General features: G+C 64.9%; 14 protein-coding genes. 11 read left to right on the plus strand and 3 right to left on the minus strand.

Features of this window, described 5'->3' with window-relative positions:
* Positions 1-158 precede the first annotated feature (158 nt).
* From IAE37_RS21335 to IAE37_RS21360, 6 genes are read left to right on the plus strand one after another with little or no spacing between them, the layout of a single operon-like run.
* Entirely contained in the window at positions 159-1061 is a 903-nt protein-coding gene (locus tag IAE37_RS21335; RefSeq protein WP_201176705.1) for a TauD/TfdA dioxygenase family protein, read from the plus strand.
* A 33-nt stretch (positions 1062-1094) separates the two neighbouring features.
* Positions 1095-2207: an ABC transporter substrate-binding protein gene (locus IAE37_RS21340; RefSeq protein WP_201176707.1), complete on the plus strand. Its 1113-nt coding sequence runs from the start codon at positions 1095-1097 to the stop codon at positions 2205-2207.
* A gap of 4 nt (positions 2208-2211) precedes the next feature.
* Positions 2212-3117: an ABC transporter permease gene (locus IAE37_RS21345; protein ID WP_201176709.1), complete on the plus strand. Its 906-nt coding sequence runs from the start codon at positions 2212-2214 to the stop codon at positions 3115-3117.
* Positions 3114-3899 (plus strand): ABC transporter permease, encoded by a 786-nt coding sequence (locus IAE37_RS21350; protein WP_201176711.1) that lies wholly within the window; start codon positions 3114-3116, stop codon positions 3897-3899. The genes IAE37_RS21345 and IAE37_RS21350 overlap by 4 nt, the downstream gene beginning before the upstream one ends.
* 25 nt (positions 3900-3924) lie before the next feature.
* Positions 3925-4689, plus strand: coding sequence for an ABC transporter ATP-binding protein (locus tag IAE37_RS21355; RefSeq protein ID WP_201176713.1), 765 nt, complete (start codon positions 3925-3927; stop codon positions 4687-4689).
* Between the two features lie 33 nt (positions 4690-4722).
* Entirely contained in the window at positions 4723-6054 is a 1332-nt protein-coding gene (locus tag IAE37_RS21360; RefSeq protein ID WP_201176715.1) for an LLM class flavin-dependent oxidoreductase, read from the plus strand.
* 123 nt (positions 6055-6177) lie between these two features.
* Here the strand turns inward: IAE37_RS21360 and IAE37_RS21365 are convergent, their stop codons facing one another.
* Positions 6178-8898 (minus strand): cation-transporting P-type ATPase, encoded by a 2721-nt coding sequence (locus IAE37_RS21365; protein WP_201176717.1) that lies wholly within the window; start codon positions 8896-8898, stop codon positions 6178-6180.
* 226 nt (positions 8899-9124) lie between these two features.
* Between IAE37_RS21365 and IAE37_RS21370 the strand changes: the two genes are divergently transcribed.
* Positions 9125-10030, plus strand: coding sequence for a LysR substrate-binding domain-containing protein (locus IAE37_RS21370; RefSeq protein WP_201176719.1), 906 nt, complete (start codon positions 9125-9127; stop codon positions 10028-10030).
* A gap of 96 nt (positions 10031-10126) precedes the next feature.
* Here IAE37_RS21370 and IAE37_RS21375 read toward each other — a convergent pair whose 3' ends face one another.
* The gene (locus IAE37_RS21375) at positions 10127-10543 is read right to left on the minus strand and encodes a RidA family protein (RefSeq protein ID WP_201176721.1); all 417 of its coding nucleotides are present in this window, start codon (positions 10541-10543) and stop codon (positions 10127-10129) included.
* Positions 10543-11859: a flavin-containing monooxygenase gene (locus IAE37_RS21380; protein ID WP_201176723.1), complete on the minus strand. Its 1317-nt coding sequence runs from the start codon at positions 11857-11859 to the stop codon at positions 10543-10545. The genes IAE37_RS21375 and IAE37_RS21380 overlap by 1 nt, the downstream gene beginning before the upstream one ends.
* Positions 11860-12134: 275 nt before the next feature.
* Here IAE37_RS21380 and IAE37_RS21385 point away from each other — a divergent pair, with 275 nt between their 5' ends.
* The 4 genes from IAE37_RS21385 to IAE37_RS21400 all read left to right on the plus strand — a co-directional run bounded on the left by IAE37_RS21385 (position 12135) and on the right by IAE37_RS21400 (position 16425).
* Entirely contained in the window at positions 12135-12812 is a 678-nt protein-coding gene (locus tag IAE37_RS21385; protein WP_201176725.1) for a DUF1028 domain-containing protein, read from the plus strand.
* Positions 12805-13965, plus strand: a complete 1161-nt coding sequence (gene argE / locus IAE37_RS21390; RefSeq protein WP_201176727.1) for an acetylornithine deacetylase — start codon at positions 12805-12807, stop codon at positions 13963-13965. The genes IAE37_RS21385 and argE overlap by 8 nt, the downstream gene beginning before the upstream one ends.
* A 227-nt stretch (positions 13966-14192) precedes the next feature.
* Entirely contained in the window at positions 14193-14996 is an 804-nt protein-coding gene (locus IAE37_RS21395) for a helix-turn-helix domain-containing protein (RefSeq protein ID WP_236410082.1), read from the plus strand.
* 46 nt (positions 14997-15042) lie between these two features.
* Complete coding sequence (locus IAE37_RS21400; RefSeq protein WP_201176731.1) at positions 15043-16425, plus strand: aspartate aminotransferase family protein; 1383 nt, start codon at positions 15043-15045, stop codon at positions 16423-16425.
* Positions 16426-16611 lie beyond the last annotated feature (186 nt).

Here is a 16611-nt window from a genome sequence, read left to right on the forward strand (position 1 = left end):
GCCGTTTCCATCGCTCATTGAGAACGTTATTAGTTAATAGCGTTCGGGTATGACGCCGTGGATCGGCCTTATATCTTTATATTAATTAGTGATTGGTCACGATTGGTTTTATGTCTTTATGATCTGATCCACGACGGCATAAGACAAGGATCAGTTCGATGACTATTCAGATCAAACCCGTGGCGGGGCGTATTGGCGCGGAACTTTCCGGGGTGAAGTTGAGCGGGTCCGTCAGTGACGAAGACTTCGCAATCATTGAACAAACGTTATTGAAATACAAAGTCCTGTTTTTTCGCGAGCAGCATCTGAACGATGCCGAACACGAAGCATTCTCCCAGCGCTTCGGTGAGCAGGTGCCGCATCCGACCTTGCGTTCGCAGGCCCATAGCACGGCCATCCTGAACCTCGACGCCAAGGAAACCCGGGCCAGCTCCTGGCACACCGACGTGACCTTCGTTGCCAACTATCCGAAGATCTCCATCCTCCGTGGCGTGGTCATTCCTCCTTATGGGGGCGATACGGTCTGGGCCAATACCGCGGCCGCTTATGCCGATTTGCCGGAACCTCTGAAGTTGTTGGCGGATAACTTGCGGGCATTGCATAGCAATCTTTATGACTATGCCGCGCCACATGCTTCGGCCTTGAAACGGTATCGCGAGCAATTCACTGCTGACGTGTACGAGACCGAGCATCCGCTGGTGCGTGTGCACCCCGAAACAGGTGAAAGAAGTTTGCTGCTGGGGCATTTCGTCAAACAGATACAAGGTGTAAGCCAGAACGATTCAAAGCAACTGCTGCGCTTGTTCCATGACCGTATCACCCACCTGGACAACACCGTGCGCTGGCGCTGGCAAACGGGTGATGTGGTGATCTGGGACAACCGCGCGACCCAGCACGTCGCCATCAATGACTACGGCGATGCCGAACGCATCGTGCGTCGCACGACCATCGATGGCGATGTGCCGATCGGGGTGGACGGTCGCCCGAGCACGGCGCTCAAGCCCAGCCCCGAATCTCGCTCGCCGAAGACCGAAGCCGACAAGAAGCATCTCGCTGCCTGAACCGCCCATCGTATCGACACAAGGAAGGCTCATATGAAGCTCGACGGCATCCGTCTGTTCAAAAAAGGCCGTATCGCCCTGACCCTGGCCGCGCTCCTGGCCATTCCCGTGGCCGAAGCCGATGTGCTGCGCATCGGCGTCGCCACCGCAGGCGGCGGCGATCCGGTCACCTTCAGCGGTTCGCCGCTGGGTATCGTGCGCAACCAGCAACTCTTGGAAAAGGCCTTCGCTGGCAGCGGTACCGAGGTGCAGTGGTTCTTCTTCAAGGGAGCAGGGCCTGCGGTCAACGAGGCGCTGTCCAACCAGCAGCTGGACTTCGCCTACCAGGGCGACCTGCCGGCGGTGGTCGGGCGCTCCAATGGCCTGGACACCAAGCTGCTGGCGGCGCTGGGCGTGCGCGCCAACCTGTACCTGGCGGTACCCAAGGGCTCGTCGATCAAACGCATCGAAGACCTCAAGGGCAAGAAAGTGGCGATCTTCCGCGGTACCAACGGCCACCTGGTGATGATCAACCTGCTGGCCGAGCACGGGCTGAGCGAGCGCGACATCAAGGCGATCAACCTCGATACCGGCAGCTCCCAGGCGGCGTTGATCTCCAATGGCGTCGATGCCGCGTTCGGTGGCCGTGAGCTGTTCAAGCTGCGCGACAAGGGACTGATCGACATCGTCTACGACAACCCCGAGCAGGACGTGCGCTACACCCGGCAGACCGCATTGGTGGTGCGCGCGGCCTACGAAAAGGAACACCCGGATAACGTGCAGAAAGTCGTCGACACCCTGGTGGACGCGGCCAAATGGACGTCCGAGGACAGCCACCGCGATGCGGTCTTCAGCGAGTGGGCCAAGAGCAACGAGCCGGCTGAATCCCTGCGTGCCGACTTCACTGGGGTACCCCTGCGTGACCGTGCCTCGCCACTGGTCGATCCGTTCCTGCTCAGCCGTTACCAGGCCGTCGCGGACCAGGCCAAGCAGGAGAAACTCATCCGCCGTCCGGTGAGCATCGAGGGCTGGTTCGACACCCGCTACCTGCACAAGGCGCTCGAGGCCAAGGGCCTGGAACACTTCTGGACCCCATACGCCGCAGATGGCAAGCAACCGGCAGCTGATGCGGTAGCGGCCACCGGCCGCGCCAAGCAGGGAGGCTGACGCCATGGCCAGGGCACAAGGCGCTCGCATCGAACGCTACCCCGCGCAGGCACTGCCGCGCGACAACGTCAAGCGCCTGCCTCCGGCTCCGGCTCGCCAGGCGCGCCGAGTCGAGGTGGCGCGCAGACCGGCCTGGTCGATCAGGCCGGTCGACAAGGCTCTGCCCTGGCTGCTGCCGCTGCTGTTGCTGGGCCTGTGGTACCTGGGCGTGGAGCGCGGCTGGTTATCGGAGCAGGTGCTGCCGCCGCCAGCCTATGTCTACCAGTCGTTCGCCGACCTGGTCAGTAGCGGCGACCTGTGGCTGAACGCTTCGGCCAGCCTGCAGCGGGTGGTGGTCGGTTTTGCCCTCGGCAGCCTGCTGGGGGTGGCACTGGGCGTGGCCATGGGCTTGTCACGCACGCTGGAGGACTACCTGCTGCCGACCTTCAACGCCTTGGTGCAGATTCCGGTGCTGGGTTGGCTGCCGTTCGCCTTGCTGTTGTTCGGCATCGGCGAGACGTTGAAGTACGTGCTGATCGCCAAGGCGGCGCTGGTGCCGATCACCCTGTGCACCTTGCAGGCGTTTCGCCAGGCGCCCGGCAACCTGCTGGAGGTCGGCCAGGTGTATGGCTTCAATCGTTGGCAGTGCATCACCGCGATCGTGTTGCCAGCGGCGATCCCGACCCTGTTCACCGGCTTTCGCCTGGGCTTCACCAAGGCCTGGCTGTCGCTGGTGGTGGTCGAACTGGTGGCCTCGAGCGAGGGCCTGGGCTACCTGATCGTCTATGGCCGGCAACTGTTCCAGCTCGACCTGGTGATGGCCGCCGTGGTGGTGGTCGGGGCCTTGGGTCTGGTGATCGATCGCGCCTTCGACCACGCCGAGAAGCGCCTCGACCGCGGCCGACCAAGTGTGGGAGGGCAGGGCGCATGAGCACCTCCCTTGTGCTGCAAGCAGGGCGTCGTCGCTATCGCGGCTGGGTCCTGCCAGTCGCCGCGATCGCCCTCTGGTGGCTGGCATCGCACCAGGGCTGGAGCCAGTCGGGGCTGTTCGTTTCGCCAGAGAAGGTCTTGGCCACGGGCTGGGAGCAGATTGCCTCGGGCAAGTTCTGGCGGGCCATTTCGGCGAGCCTGGCGCGCAACCTCAGCGGCTTCGTCATCGGCACCACGCTGGGCTTGGTGCTCGGATGTCTGTTGGGCCTGTCGCGCTATTTCGAGCGCCTGGTAGGCCCCAGCTTCAACACCTTCAAGCAGATTTCCCTGTTCGCCTGGATTCCGCTGATTTCGGTGTGGTTCGGCCTGGGCGACGTGGCCAAGGTGGTGTTCTTGTCGCTGGCGGCGCTGGTGCCGGTGGTGGTCAATACCTGCGATGGCCTGCGCAACGTGCCACCGAGCCTGCTGGAGGTAGCCCGGGTGTACGGTTTCAGCCGCCGGCAGACGATCATGGGGGTGATGCTGCCGGCCGCCTTGCCGTCGATCTTCACCGGGCTGTACCTGGCGCTGGTGTACTCCTGGCTGGCAACCATCGGCGCCGAATACCTGCTGGTGTCGGGGGAGGGCATCGGCAACACGCTGATCGATGGCAGCGAGCATTTCATGATGGACCTGGTGCTGTTCGGCATGTTGGTCATCGGCCTGGTGGGCTGGGCGCTGAACGCGCTGGCCCGGACACTCGAACGGCGGATGCAGCGCCTTTACGGCATCGCGCCACGCTGATCGGCATCTCTACAAGGATCGCAGCATGCACAACAACGGCCTCACCCTGGAACACATCAGCAAGCGTTTTGCCTCCCGGCCCGGCAGTGCCACGCACCTGCAGGTGCTCGATAACGTCCACCTCGATATCGCGCCCGGCGAATTCATCAGCATCGTCGGTGCCAGCGGCTGCGGCAAGTCGACCTTGCTGCGCCTGATCCTCGGCCTGGACGAGGAATACGACGGGCGCATCCTGCTCGACGGCAAGCCGATCCAGGGCACGGGCCTGGAGCGCGGCATCGTGTTCCAGGACCATCGCTTGTTCCCTTGGCTCAACGTCGAACAGAACGTCGCCGTCGGCTTGAAGAACTCGCCACTGAGCGCCGCGCAGAAGCGCGAGACGGTGCGCGAGCATATCGAGCTGGTGGGCTTGCAGGACTTCATCGATGCCTACCCACACCAGATTTCCGGCGGCATGGCGCAGCGTGTGGCGATTGCCCGCGGCCTGGTCAATCGCCCGCGCGTGCTGTTGCTGGATGAGCCCTTGGGGGCGCTCGATGCCCTGACCCGTGCGCGCCTGCAGGGCGAGCTGCAGCACATCTGGGCGCGGGAGAAGATCACCATGATCCTGGTCACCCACGACGTCGACGAGGCGGTGTTCCTCGGCGATCGCGTGGTGGTGATGCAGCCCAACCCGGGGCGCATCCGACGCGTGCTGGACATCGACCTGCCGCGCCCCCGCAACCGTAGCGACAGCCGCTTCATCGCCTTGCGCGACGATGTGCTCAGCGACTTCGCCGAACTGCACTGAGTACGTCAATCCACATTTTTTCAGGGAATGGAAATGTCCGAACGCCAGCTCAGCCTCAACCTCTTCATTTACCCCAACGGTCATCACGAGGCCGCTTGGCGTCACCCGCAGTCGGTGCCGGAAGCGTCCATGGACATCGGCTTCTACCAGCAACTGGCGCAGCGGGCCGAGCGCGAAAAGCTGGATGCGATCTTCTTCGCCGATTCGCCCTCACTGGCCGAAAACGACCGTGAGGGGGTGCGCATCCGTTTCGAGCCGATCACCTGGTTGGCGGCGATAGCCGCCGTCACCCAGCGTATCGGGCTGATCGCCACCGCCAGCACGACCTATAGCGAACCGTACAACCTGGCCCGTTCGTTCAGCGCCCTGGACCACCTGAGCAAGGGCCGCGCCGGTTGGAACATCGTCACCACCTCACTGGCGGCGGCCGCCGCCAACTTCGGCCTCGACCAGCACCCATCCGCCCATGATCGCTATGCCCGCGCCGAGGAATTCGTGCAGGTGGTCGGCGACCTGTGGGACAGCTGGGAAGACGATGCGCTGGTGCTGGACAAGGCCGGTGGGGTGTTCGCCAATGGCGACAAGGTGCACCCGATCAACCACGTGGGCGCGCATTACCGGGTCAAGGGCCCGTTCAACTCGCCGCGCTCGCCCCAGGGGCGGCCGGTACAGGTGCAGGCGGGGTCGTCCGAGGACGGTCGCGACTTCGCCTCGCGCCACGCCGAGGCGATCTTCACCGCGCACCAGACCTTGCAAAGTGCCAGCGAGTTCGCCCGGGACATTCGCGCCCGGGCCCGGGCGGTGGGGCGCGATCCGCAGCAGTTGAAGATTCTTCCCGGCATCAGCCCGTACATCGGCAGCACCGAGGCCGAAGCCCAGCGCAAGTTCGACGAACTCAACGAGTTGGTGCTGCCGCATGTATCGCTTGGCCAGTTGCGGCGGCTGTTGGGTACCGATCTGTCGGGGCAGGACCTGGACGCGCCGTTCCCGCGGCACCTGGTGGACTTCCAGGGTAGCCAGAGCCAGTCCAGTCGATTCAAGCTGATCATCGATATCGTCGACCGCGAGCAACCGACATTGCGCCAGTTGATCCATCGCCTGGCAGGTGCACGAGGGCATTGGGTGCCGGTGGGCACGCCAGTGCAGATCGCCGACCTGATCGAGCAGTGGTTCCGGGCGGGCGCGGCGGATGGGTTCAACGTGATGCCGCCAGCGTTTCCGGACAGTTTCGAGGTGTTTCTCGACGAGGTATTGCCGATCTTGCGCAAGCGCGGGTTGTTCCGCAGTGAGTATGCGGGGAGCACGTTGCGCGAGCATTATGGGCTGGAGCGGCCGGTGTCGCGGTTTGCGCTGAAGTCTGCGTAGCCTGTGCTGGCCTATTCGCGGGTGAACCCGCTCCTACAGGTTTCACCTAAACCCCTGTAGGAGCGGGTTTACCCGCGAATAGGCCAGCACGTCCCTAAACCAGTCAGAGGGTGCCAATGACGCTCAGGCATGGCTGGCTTTCCAGCGGCGGATCAGCAGTTTCTCCAGCTCCACGGCAAGGAACACCAGCACGCCGATGCCCAGCGAGATCAGCCAGCCGCTGAAGGGCAGAGCCACGGTGTGGAAAGCGGTCTGCATGAACGGCACGTAGATCACCAGGCACTGCAACAGCACCAGCGCCAGGGTCACGGTGAGCAACGCGCCATTGCGCAGCAGCGCGGCGTTCAGGGCGAACCCTTCCTGCAGGCGGCAGTTGAACAGGTAGGCCCACTGCGCGGTGACCAGGGTGTGCAGGATCATGGTGCGGATGTGGTCGGTGTCCTGGCCGTCGGCAATCAGCCAGGCCTCCAGCAGGAACGCCGCCATGGTCAGCAGGCCGCCGACGAACAGCACCCGCCACACGGTGAACAGGTTGAGGATCGATTCGCCGGGATTGCGCGGCTTGCGCCTCATCATGCCGGATTCGCCAGGCTCGAAGGCCAGGCCGAAGGACAGGGTGGTGGAGGTGGCCATGTTCATCCACAGGATCTGCAGCGGCGACAGCGGCACCACCACACCGGTGAGAATGGCCAGGACGATGATCAGGCCCTGGGCCATGTTGGTCGGCAGGATGAACAGCACGGTCTTCTTGAGGTTGTCGTAGACCCGCCGGCCCTCGCGCACCGCGTTGGCGATGGTCGAGAAATTGTCGTCGGTGAGCACCATGTCGGCGGCTTCCTTGGTCACTTCGGTGCCCTTGATGCCCATGGCGATGCCGACGTCCGCCTGCTTAAGCGCCGGGGCATCGTTGACCCCATCGCCGGTCATGCCGACCACCTGCTGGTTGGCCTGCAGCGCACGCACCAGGCGCAGCTTGTGCTCGGGGCTGGTACGGGCGAACACCGAGTACTGCATGGCTACGCCCTTGAGCGTGGCGTCGTCGGTCCGTTCCAGCTCCTGTCCGGTCATGGCCCGCAGGTCGTTGCCCATGCCGAGCATGCCGGCGATGGCGACGGCGGTGTCGGGGTGGTCGCCGGTGATCATCTTCACCTCGATACCGGCCTGCCGGCACATGGCGATGGCCTCGATCGCCTCGGGGCGCGGCGGATCCATCAGCCCGGCGACGCCGAGGAAGATCATGCCTTGCTGCAGGTCCTCGTGGTCGATCTCGGGGCCTGCTCCGGGCATGGGCCGGTAGGCGGCGGCGAGCATGCGCAGGCCGTGGCTGGCGACCTGGCTCATCTCCCGTTCCCAGTATTCACGGTCCAGCGGTTCCGGGCCGTTGGCACCGAGCTGCTGCTGGCACATGCGCAGCAGCACGTCCGGGGCACCCTTGAGGTAGACCAGGCTGCTGCCGTCGACGTCGCAGCGCCGGGCCATGTACTTGTACGCCGAGTCGAAGGGGATCTTGCCGAAGCGCTTGACCTCCGGGACCTCCAGCGCGGCCTTGCGCGCCAGTACCTTGAGGGCGCCCTCGGTGGGCCCGCCGACCACGCTCCAGCGCCCGTCATCGTTGCGTTGCAGGCTGCTGTCGTTGCAGATGTCGACGGCGTGGATGAACGCGGCGAGGTTATCGTGCTGGCTCCAGTCCAGCGCCTCGGCGGCGCCGGCCAGGGTGATGCGGCCCCTGGGTTCGTAGCTCTGGCCCTCGACATTGAAGATGGTGCCGGCGGTGAGCACGCTTTTCACCGTCATCTCGTTCATGGTCAGGGTGCCGGTCTTGTCCGAGCAGATCACGCTCATGGCCCCCAGGGTTTCCACGGTCGGCAGTTTGCGGATGATCGCCTTGCTGCGCGCCATGCGCTGCACGCCAAGCGACAGGATGATCGAAACGATGGCCGGCAGACCTTCGGGCACGGCCGCCACGGCCAGGCTGATCAGCGACAGCAGCAGCTCGCCGAACGGGTAGTCGTGCCAGAAGAAGCCGATCACGAACAGCACCACCATCATGCCGATGATCAACTGGAAGATGCGCTTGCCCAGCTGGGCGATCTGCAGCAGCAGGGGGGTCTGGTTCTCGTCGACGGTGGCGATCATCCGGTTGATCTTGCCAAGCTCGGTGCCTGCGCCGGTTTCCACCACCACGCCCTTGGCGTTGCCCGAGCTGACGTTGGTGCCGGAGTAGCCGAGGTTGGTACGGTCGGCCAGCTGCGCTTGCTGGTCGATGGCCTCGGCCTGCTTGGCCACGGTGAGCGATTCACCGGTGAGCATCGATTCCTCGACCTGCAGGTGATGGATGTCGAACAGCCGCACGTCGGCGGGGATCTTGTCCCCCGGGCGCAGGATGATGACATCGCCAGGCACCAGTTCGCTGGCGTCGATCTCCAGCTTCTGCCCATTGCGTACCACATGGGCGCTGCTGCTGAGCATGCCGCGCAGGGCCGCGAGGGATTTTTCCGCCTTGTTCTCCTGGATGAACCCGATGGCAGCGTTGATCACCGCCACCAGCAGGATCACCAGGGTGTCGGTCCAGTGGCCCATCAGCGCGGTGGCCACGGCGGCAGCCAGGAGGATATAGATGAGCACATCGTTGAAATGGCGGATGAAGCGCAGCCAGGCTGGGTCGACGTCCTTGGCCGGCAGGGCATTGGCGCCCACGCGCAGCAACCTGGCCTTGGCTTCTTCGGGCGCCAGGCCGTCGACGCTGGTCTGCATGTCGGCCATGGTCTGCTGCACGCTCTTCTGGTACCAGAGGCGGGCATCGGCCTTGGTGGTGCGGACTTCCTCGGTTTGCAGTGCTGCCATCGGACTCTCCCTGCGCCTGTGCAAAGGGCGGGTTGAAAAGGCTGATCGTGAGCTAGAGCCAAGCATAGACGCTGATACCGCAAGGACCTTGCTCCAGCTCAAGCCCAGGCAAAATATGCTCAGCCCATAGGCAAATCCTCGCCCAGCGGCGCCTGCACAACGGCCGGCCCCAAGGTAAAGTGGCGAACAGACCCCCACGGCGCCGCCCCAGGCCACAGAGGTACCCATGGCTTCCTACACCCTGCGTCAACTCAAGTACTTCGTCACCACGGTCGAGGCCGGCAGTGTCGCCGAGGCGTCCCGCCAGCTGTACATCGCCCAGCCATCGATCTCCACGGCGATCAAGAGCCTGGAAGAAAGCTTCGGCGTGCAGCTGTTCATCCGTCACCACGCCCAGGGGGTGTCGCTGACCCCCAGCGGCAAGCGTTTCTACGCCAAGACCCGGGCGTTGTTGCAGATGGCCCACGAGTTCGAGCAGAACGCCCTGGCCGACAACGACACCGTGGCCGGGCAGATCGACATCGGCTGCTTCGAGACCGTGGCGCCGCTGTACCTGCCGCGGCTGATCGCCGGTTTTCGCGAGCGCTACCCAGGGGTGGACATCCGCCTGCGCGACGGTGAGCAGCAGGACCTGATCCAGGGCCTGACCGCTGGCAGCTTCGACCTGGCGTTCCTGTATGACCACGATCTCGATGGCACCATCGAGACCGAGCCGCTGATGCCCGCGCAAAAGCCCTATGTGTTGCTGCCGGAAAAGCACCGCTTCGCCAACCAGGCCCAGGTGTCGCTGCGCGACCTGTGCCCAGAGCCGATGATCCTGCTGGACGTGGCGCCTAGCCGTACCTATTTCGTCAGCCTGTTCAACGAGTTGGGCCTGACGCCGAACATCGTTTTCAGTTCGCCATCGATCGAGATGGTGCGTGGCATGGTGGGGCAGGGGTTCGGTTTTTCGCTGCTGGTGACCCGGCCGCATTCGCCGTTCACCTATGATGGCCAGCGGCTGGTGATGATCGACATCGCCGAGCCGGTGGCGTTGTCGGGGTTGGCAGCGGCGCACCTGAAGCGGGTGCAGCTGACCAAGCCGGCGCAGCTGTTCGTCGAGTTTTGCCGGGAAGAGTTGGCGAAGATGTAGGGGCGGGGGCCTTGCCTGGGCAGGCTGTGGTTGGCCTGTAGGAGCGGCCTTGTGCCGCGAAAGGGGCGCAGAGCGCCCCCAGCTATCTCGAATGGATCACTGCTGATCCGGCACCACCGCAATCACATCGATTTCCATCAGCCACTCAGCCTGGGCCAACCCGGCCACCACCAGCCCGGTGGAAATCGGGAACACGCCCTTGAGCCACTTGCCGACTTCCTTGTACACCGGCTCGCGGAAGCGCGGGTCGGTGATGTAGGTGGTGGTCTTGACGATGTGCGACAGGTCCGAACCGGCTTCCTCGAGCAGTTGCTTGACGTTCTTCATTGCCTGTTCGGTCTGCGCCTGCGGGTCACCAAGGCCGACCAGCCGGCCTTCGAAGTCGGTACCGACCTGGCCACGCACGTAGATGGTGTTACCGGCCCGCACGGCCTGGCACAGGTCGTTGTCCAGGGTCTGGTTGGGGTAGGTTTCTTTGGTGTTGAACATGCGGATGCGCGTGTGGGTAGGCATCAGTGGGCTCCGAGTGTGCTGACGTTGCGGGTCGAGGTGGCGTGTTCGTCCGCGGCGCGTTCATCGCGGTCGCGGTAGGCCAGGTAGGTGCGTTGGGTGGCGATATGCCCGGCGACGTGCTTGGCGTCGTGCCATACGCCCCAGATGAACGACGAGCCGCGGCGCGACAGCCAGGGCAGGCCGAGGAAGTACACCCCTGGTTCCTTCGACACGCCGCGCTGGTGCTGCGGCTTGCCGTTGGCGTCGAAGGCATCGACCTGCAGCCAGCTGAAGTCGACCCCGTAGCCGGTGGCCCAGATGATGCTGGTGACGCCGGCCTTGGCCAGGTCCAGTTCGAGCAGCGGATTGCTGACGCAGGCTGGATCGGGCAGGCGCTTGCGGGCCTCCGGCTCCTCTGGCAGGTCGAGGCCGTTACGCGCGATGTAGGCGTCGGCGGCATCCAGCAGGGCCAGGTAGTTCTCGTCGCCGCGATTGATGTTCTCGGCCAGGTTGTCCTGGAAGCGTGCCACACCGTTGTCGAACGACTGGGTCAGGCCGACCAGGGTCATGCCCTGGTGGGCGAGGGCGCGGAAGTCCACGGTGTGGCCGCCACGGGCACCGGACACGGCGATGGTCACGTGTTCGCGACCGGGCTTGGCGATCTCGGCATCCCACTCGCCGAGCACGCCCAGCCACCAGCAGAAGTCACGGTTGCGATAACTGCGTGGTGGGCGGTCGTGGGCACCGACCGACAGGTACACCTGGCGGCCCGCGCGCATCAGTTCTTCGGCGATCTGCACGCCAGAGGAACCGGCGCCGACCACCAGCACCGCGCCTTCAGGCAGCTGCTCGGGGTTGAAGTAGGCGGCGGAGTGGATCTGCTGCAGATTGGCGTCTTTCGGCGCGATGGCCGGGATGACCGGCTTCTGGAACGGGCCGGTGGCGGCTACCACGCGGTTGGCGCGGATCACGCCTTCGTTGGTCTCGATGGTGAAGCCTGGGCGGTCGGCATTGCGCACCACCTTCTTCACGTCGATACCGGTGCGCACCGGCAGGTTGTACTTGCGTACGTACTGTTCGAAGTAGTCGGCGACCTGGTCCTTGCCGGCGAAGGCGTCGGCGTCGAGGTCGAAGTCCAGGCCCGGGAAGCGGTCGTGCCAGACCGGGCCGTTGGCCACCAGCGAGTCCCAGCGGCCAGTGCGCCAGGCTTCGGCGATGCGCTTGCGCTCCAGGACCAGGTGCGGCACGCCGAGCTTGCTCAGGTGTTCGCTCATGGCCACGCCGGCCTGGCCGGCGCCGACCACGAGGGTGTCGATTTCGATGTTGTTCAGTGTCATTTCCGAGCCCTTGTTCAGGCGGTTGTTGTCAGGTCGGTTGATGGACCGCTGTTGCCTGGGGCCAGACTAGGGAGGGGCGTGAAATCGCGAAAATAGTATTTAGCTGGAGCTTGCCGATAAATTGGCGAAGGCCCCGTGGCACAAGGGTTGGGGCGAAGATCGCCGGCGTTTTGCCGGGGTCTTAGTTTTTTCCTTGGCAATGCCGAGGAAAATGTTGGTTTCGTCCCTGGCAGGGCTTGCAGAGAATCCTGGAAAACCAGAACAGGAGCTGCACCATGACTTTCTCCATCATCGGACGCTGCCAGGAAACCGGCCAGGTCGGCATCGCCATCAGTTCGTCGAGCATCGCCGTCGGTGCCCGCTGCCCATGGGTGCGCGCCGGCGTGGGTGCGGTCTCGACCCAGAACATCACCCTGCCGGCCCTCGGTCCGCAGATCCTCGATGCCCTCGAACGCGACCAGATGCCGCCGGCGGCGGCGCTGGACAAAGTGCTCAGCGCCAATGGCTGGAGCGAGTACCGGCAGGTGACGGTGATCGACAGCCAGGGTCAGGTGGCGCTGTTCACCGGCAAGCAAGCCCTGGGCGTGCACAACGCGGTGGCGGGCGAGCAGTGCGCTGCGGCAGGCAACCTGCTGTCGTCGCAGGCAGTGATCGAGGCCATGGTCGCGGCCTTCGAGCAGGCCGGTGGCCACCTTGCAGACCGCCTGCTGGCCGCCATGCACGCGGCGATGGCTGCCGGTGGCGAGGCGGGGCCGGTGCACTCGGCAGCGCTGAAGATCGCCGGCGAGCACATCTGGCCGCTGGTCGACTTGCGCGTGGACTGGGCCGAGCATGACCCGATCGGCGCGCTCGACGGCCTATGGCAAGCCTACCGCCCGCAGATGCAGGACTACGTGACCCGCGCCCTCGACCCCACTGCAGCACCGAGCTACGGAGTTCCAGGCGATGAGTGAGGTCTCCAGCCGCGCGCTGCTCGCGCGCCTGGTGGGCTTCGCCACCGTCAGCCGCGACTCCAACCTGGAGCTGATCGGCTTCATCCGCGATTATTTGGCCGGGCTGGGCGTGGACAGCGAGCTGTTTCTCAACGACGAAGGCACCAAGGCCAACCTGTTCGCCACCATCGGCCCGCGTGACCGGGGCGGCGTGGTGCTGTCCGGCCACACCGACGTGGTGCCGGTGGATGGCCAGGCCTGGACGGTCGAGCCGTTCGCCCTCACCGAGCGCGATGGCCGTCTTTACGGGCGTGGTACCGCCGACATGAAAGGCTACATCGCCTCGGTGCTGGCTGCGGTCCCGGCGTTTCTCGCCGAGCCGCTGACGATGCCGGTGCACCTGGCATTTTCCTACGATGAGGAAGTCGGTTGCCTGGGCGTGCGCTCGATGCTCGAGGCCCTGCAGCAGCGCCCGCACAAGCCGCGGTTGTGCCTGATCGGCGAGCCGACCGAGCTCAAGCCGGTGCTCGGCCACAAGGGCAAGTTGGCCATGCGTTGCCAGGTGCATGGCGCGGCCTGCCATTCGGCCTATGCACCCTACGGCGTCAACGCCATCGAGTACGCGGCGCGGCTGATCGGCAAGCTCGGCGAGATCGGCGACGCGCTGGCGCTGCCGGCGCACCACGACGAGCGCTTCGACCCACCGTTCTCGACCGTGCAGACCGGGGTGATCAAGGGCGGCCGGGCGCTGAATATCGTGCCCGAGGAATGCGAGTTCGACTTCGAGGTACGCGCCTTGCCCGGTTTCGCGGCGCACAGCGTGGCCGACCAGTTGCAGACCTACGCCGAGGCCGAGCTGCTGCCACGCATGCGCGCGGTGAATGCTGCCAGCGATATCCGCCTGCAGCCCTTGAGCGCCTACCCAGGGCTTGCCACCGCGCAAGACAGCGAAGCCGCGCAGCTGGTGGCCTTGCTCAGCGGCTCCGATGCCTTCGGCACGGTGGCGTTCGGCACCGAAGGTGGGCTGTTCGACCAGGCCGGCATACCCACCGTGGTCTGCGGGCCGGGCAGCATGGACCAGGGGCACAAGCCGGACGAGTTCGTCAGTGTCGAGCAGCTGCAGGGCTGCGATGCGATGCTGCTGCGCCTGGCGGCCTACCTGCGCCAAGCCTGACCACGGCGGCCTCTTCGTGGCGCGACGAAGAGGCCGCCGGGCTTGCAGGCTCACCCTATCGGGTGATTTTCCAGTGCGGTGGGGCGTGGGAACATCCGCTCAACGGAACAACGACGCCGCCCCATGCGAGGCCGTCATTTCAGGTGGATGCAGACGTGGACAGTGTTCAACTCACTTCAGTGCCCTTCGCTTCGGTGCCACTCACTTCAATGCAATGGTACGAAACGATGGCCAAGGTGACCGCCGCCATCGGCGCACCCGGCTTCGCCGCAGCCCTGATCGAGGCGTTGGCGAGCATCGGCCCGGTCAAGGCCACCACGGTCTATCTATACCCGCACCAGGGCTTGCCCTCGGCCTGGTTCGAGTGCGCCGGCGCCGGTCCATGGGCGCCGGAAGGCAACGTGCGGCGCTACCTGTCGGGCTTCTACCTGCTCGACCCGTTCTACGAGGCCAGCATCGAGAACGTGCCGTCGGGTTGCTATGCCCTGGAAGAGGTGGCCCCGGACCACTTCAAGCTCAGCGAGTACTACCTGGCGTTCTACCGGCACTCCTACCTCGAAGACGAGATCAACTACATCCTGCAGCTGGACAAGGGCTTGAGCCTGGCGGTGTCCCTGGCGTTCACCGACGAACTCGATGACGACACCCGGGCACGCTTCAAGTGCATCACGCCCTGGGTGCTGGCCGTGCTGGCCAAGCACTTCGAAGGCTACCAGGGCCGGGGTGGGCGCATCGAGACCGGCTGGGAGCAGCGGGTGCATGCCGCGCTGAGCAACTTCGGCTCGTCCTTGCTGACCGAGCGCGAGTGCCGCATCGCCCGGCTGATCCTGCGCGGCCACTCGACCAAGTCGCTGGCCGAACGCCTGGGCGTGTCGGAAGACACCATCAAATCCCACCGCAAGCACGTCTACGCCAAGCTCGACATCGGCACCCAGTCGGAGCTGTTCTCGCTGTTCATCGACGCCCTGGCCAATGCCCAGGGTGTGCTCGGCCGAGACCCGCTGGAAAGCTACATGGGCAAGCTGCGCTGAGCGCGGCTGCCTCGCTCCACCCCTATACCCACAAGGAACACCCGCCATGAACGCGCCTTTCGTACCGCAACGCCAGACCCGTGACTACCAGGCCAGTGACGCCGCCCACCACATCCATGCCTTCCTCGACCAGAAGGCCCTCAACGCCGAAGGCCCGCGAGTGATCGTCGGTGGTGAGCGGCTGCACCTGTGGGACAGCGAGGGCAAGCGCTACCTGGACGGCATGTCGGGCCTGTGGTGCACCCAGCTCGGCTACGGCCGCAAGGACCTGACCGCTGCGGCTGCCGCGCAGATGGACCAACTGGCCTACTACAACATGTTCTTCCACACCACCCACCCGGCGGTGATCGAGCTGTCCGAGCTGCTGTTCAGCCTGCTGCCGGGCCACTACAGCCACGCCATCTACACCAACTCCGGTTCCGAGGCCAACGAGGTGCTGATCCGCACCGTGCGCCGCTACTGGCAGGTGGTCGGCCAGCCGAACAAGAAGATCATGATCGGCCGCTGGAACGGCTACCACGGCTCGACCCTGGCGGCCACGGCCCTGGGCGGCATGAAGTTCATGCACGAGATGGGCGGGATGATTCCCGATGTGGCGCACATCGACGAACCCTACTGGTACGCCGCAGGGGGCGACCTGTCGCCGGCCGAGTTCGGCCGCCGCTGCGCGCTGCAGCTGGAGGAGAAGATCCTCGAGCTGGGCGCCGAGAACGTCGCCGGCTTCATCGCCGAGCCGTTCCAGGGGGCCGGCGGCATGATCTTCCCGCCAGAAAGCTACTGGCCGCAAATCCAGCGCATCTGCCGCCAGTACGACGTGCTGCTGTGCGCCGACGAAGTGATCGGTGGCTTTGGCCGCACCGGCGAATGGTTCGCCCACGAATATTTCGGCTTCGAGCCCGACACCCTGTCGATCGCCAAGGGCCTGACCTCGGGTTACGTGCCGATGGGTGGCCTGGTGCTGAGCAGGCGTATCGCCGAGGCGCTGGTGGAGCAGGGCGGGGTGTTCGCCCACGGTCTGACCTACTCCGGCCACCCGGTGGCGGCGGCGGTGGCCATCGCCAACCTCAAGGCCCTGCGTGACGAAGGCATCGTGCGCCAGGTGAAGGAAGACACCGGCCCCTACCTGCAGCGCATCCTGCGCGAAGTGTTCGCCAACCACCCGCTGATCGGCCAGGTGCAGGGCGCCGGCCTGGTGGCGGCGTTGCAGTTCGCCGAGGACAAGGGCATGCGCAAGCGCTTCGCCAACGAGAACGACCTGGCCTGGCAGTGCCGCACCTTCGGCTTCGAGGAAGGGGTGATCATTCGTTCGACCCTGGGGCGAATGATCATGGCACCGGCGCTGGTGGCAAGCCACAGCGAGCTGGATGAGTTGGTGGAAAAGACCCGGATTGCGGTGGATCGGACTGCCAAGTTGATTGGCAGGTATTGATTCAGAGCGGTTCGTCGCAAGATTGGCGGTGTTCATGAGATCGAGCGCCGCCCGCGCGGCGCTTCGCGGGTAAACCCGCTCCTACAGTTTGTCCCCGGTCAATTACGCCTGTGCTGACAACCATGGCCTAACAGGCATGGCCACGTTGCAACAAATGTAGGAGCGGGTTTACCCGCGAAGCGCCGC

The sequence above is a fragment of the Pseudomonas sp. S31 genome, from assembly GCF_016648105.1.
GTDB lineage: Bacteria > Pseudomonadota > Gammaproteobacteria > Pseudomonadales > Pseudomonadaceae > Aquipseudomonas.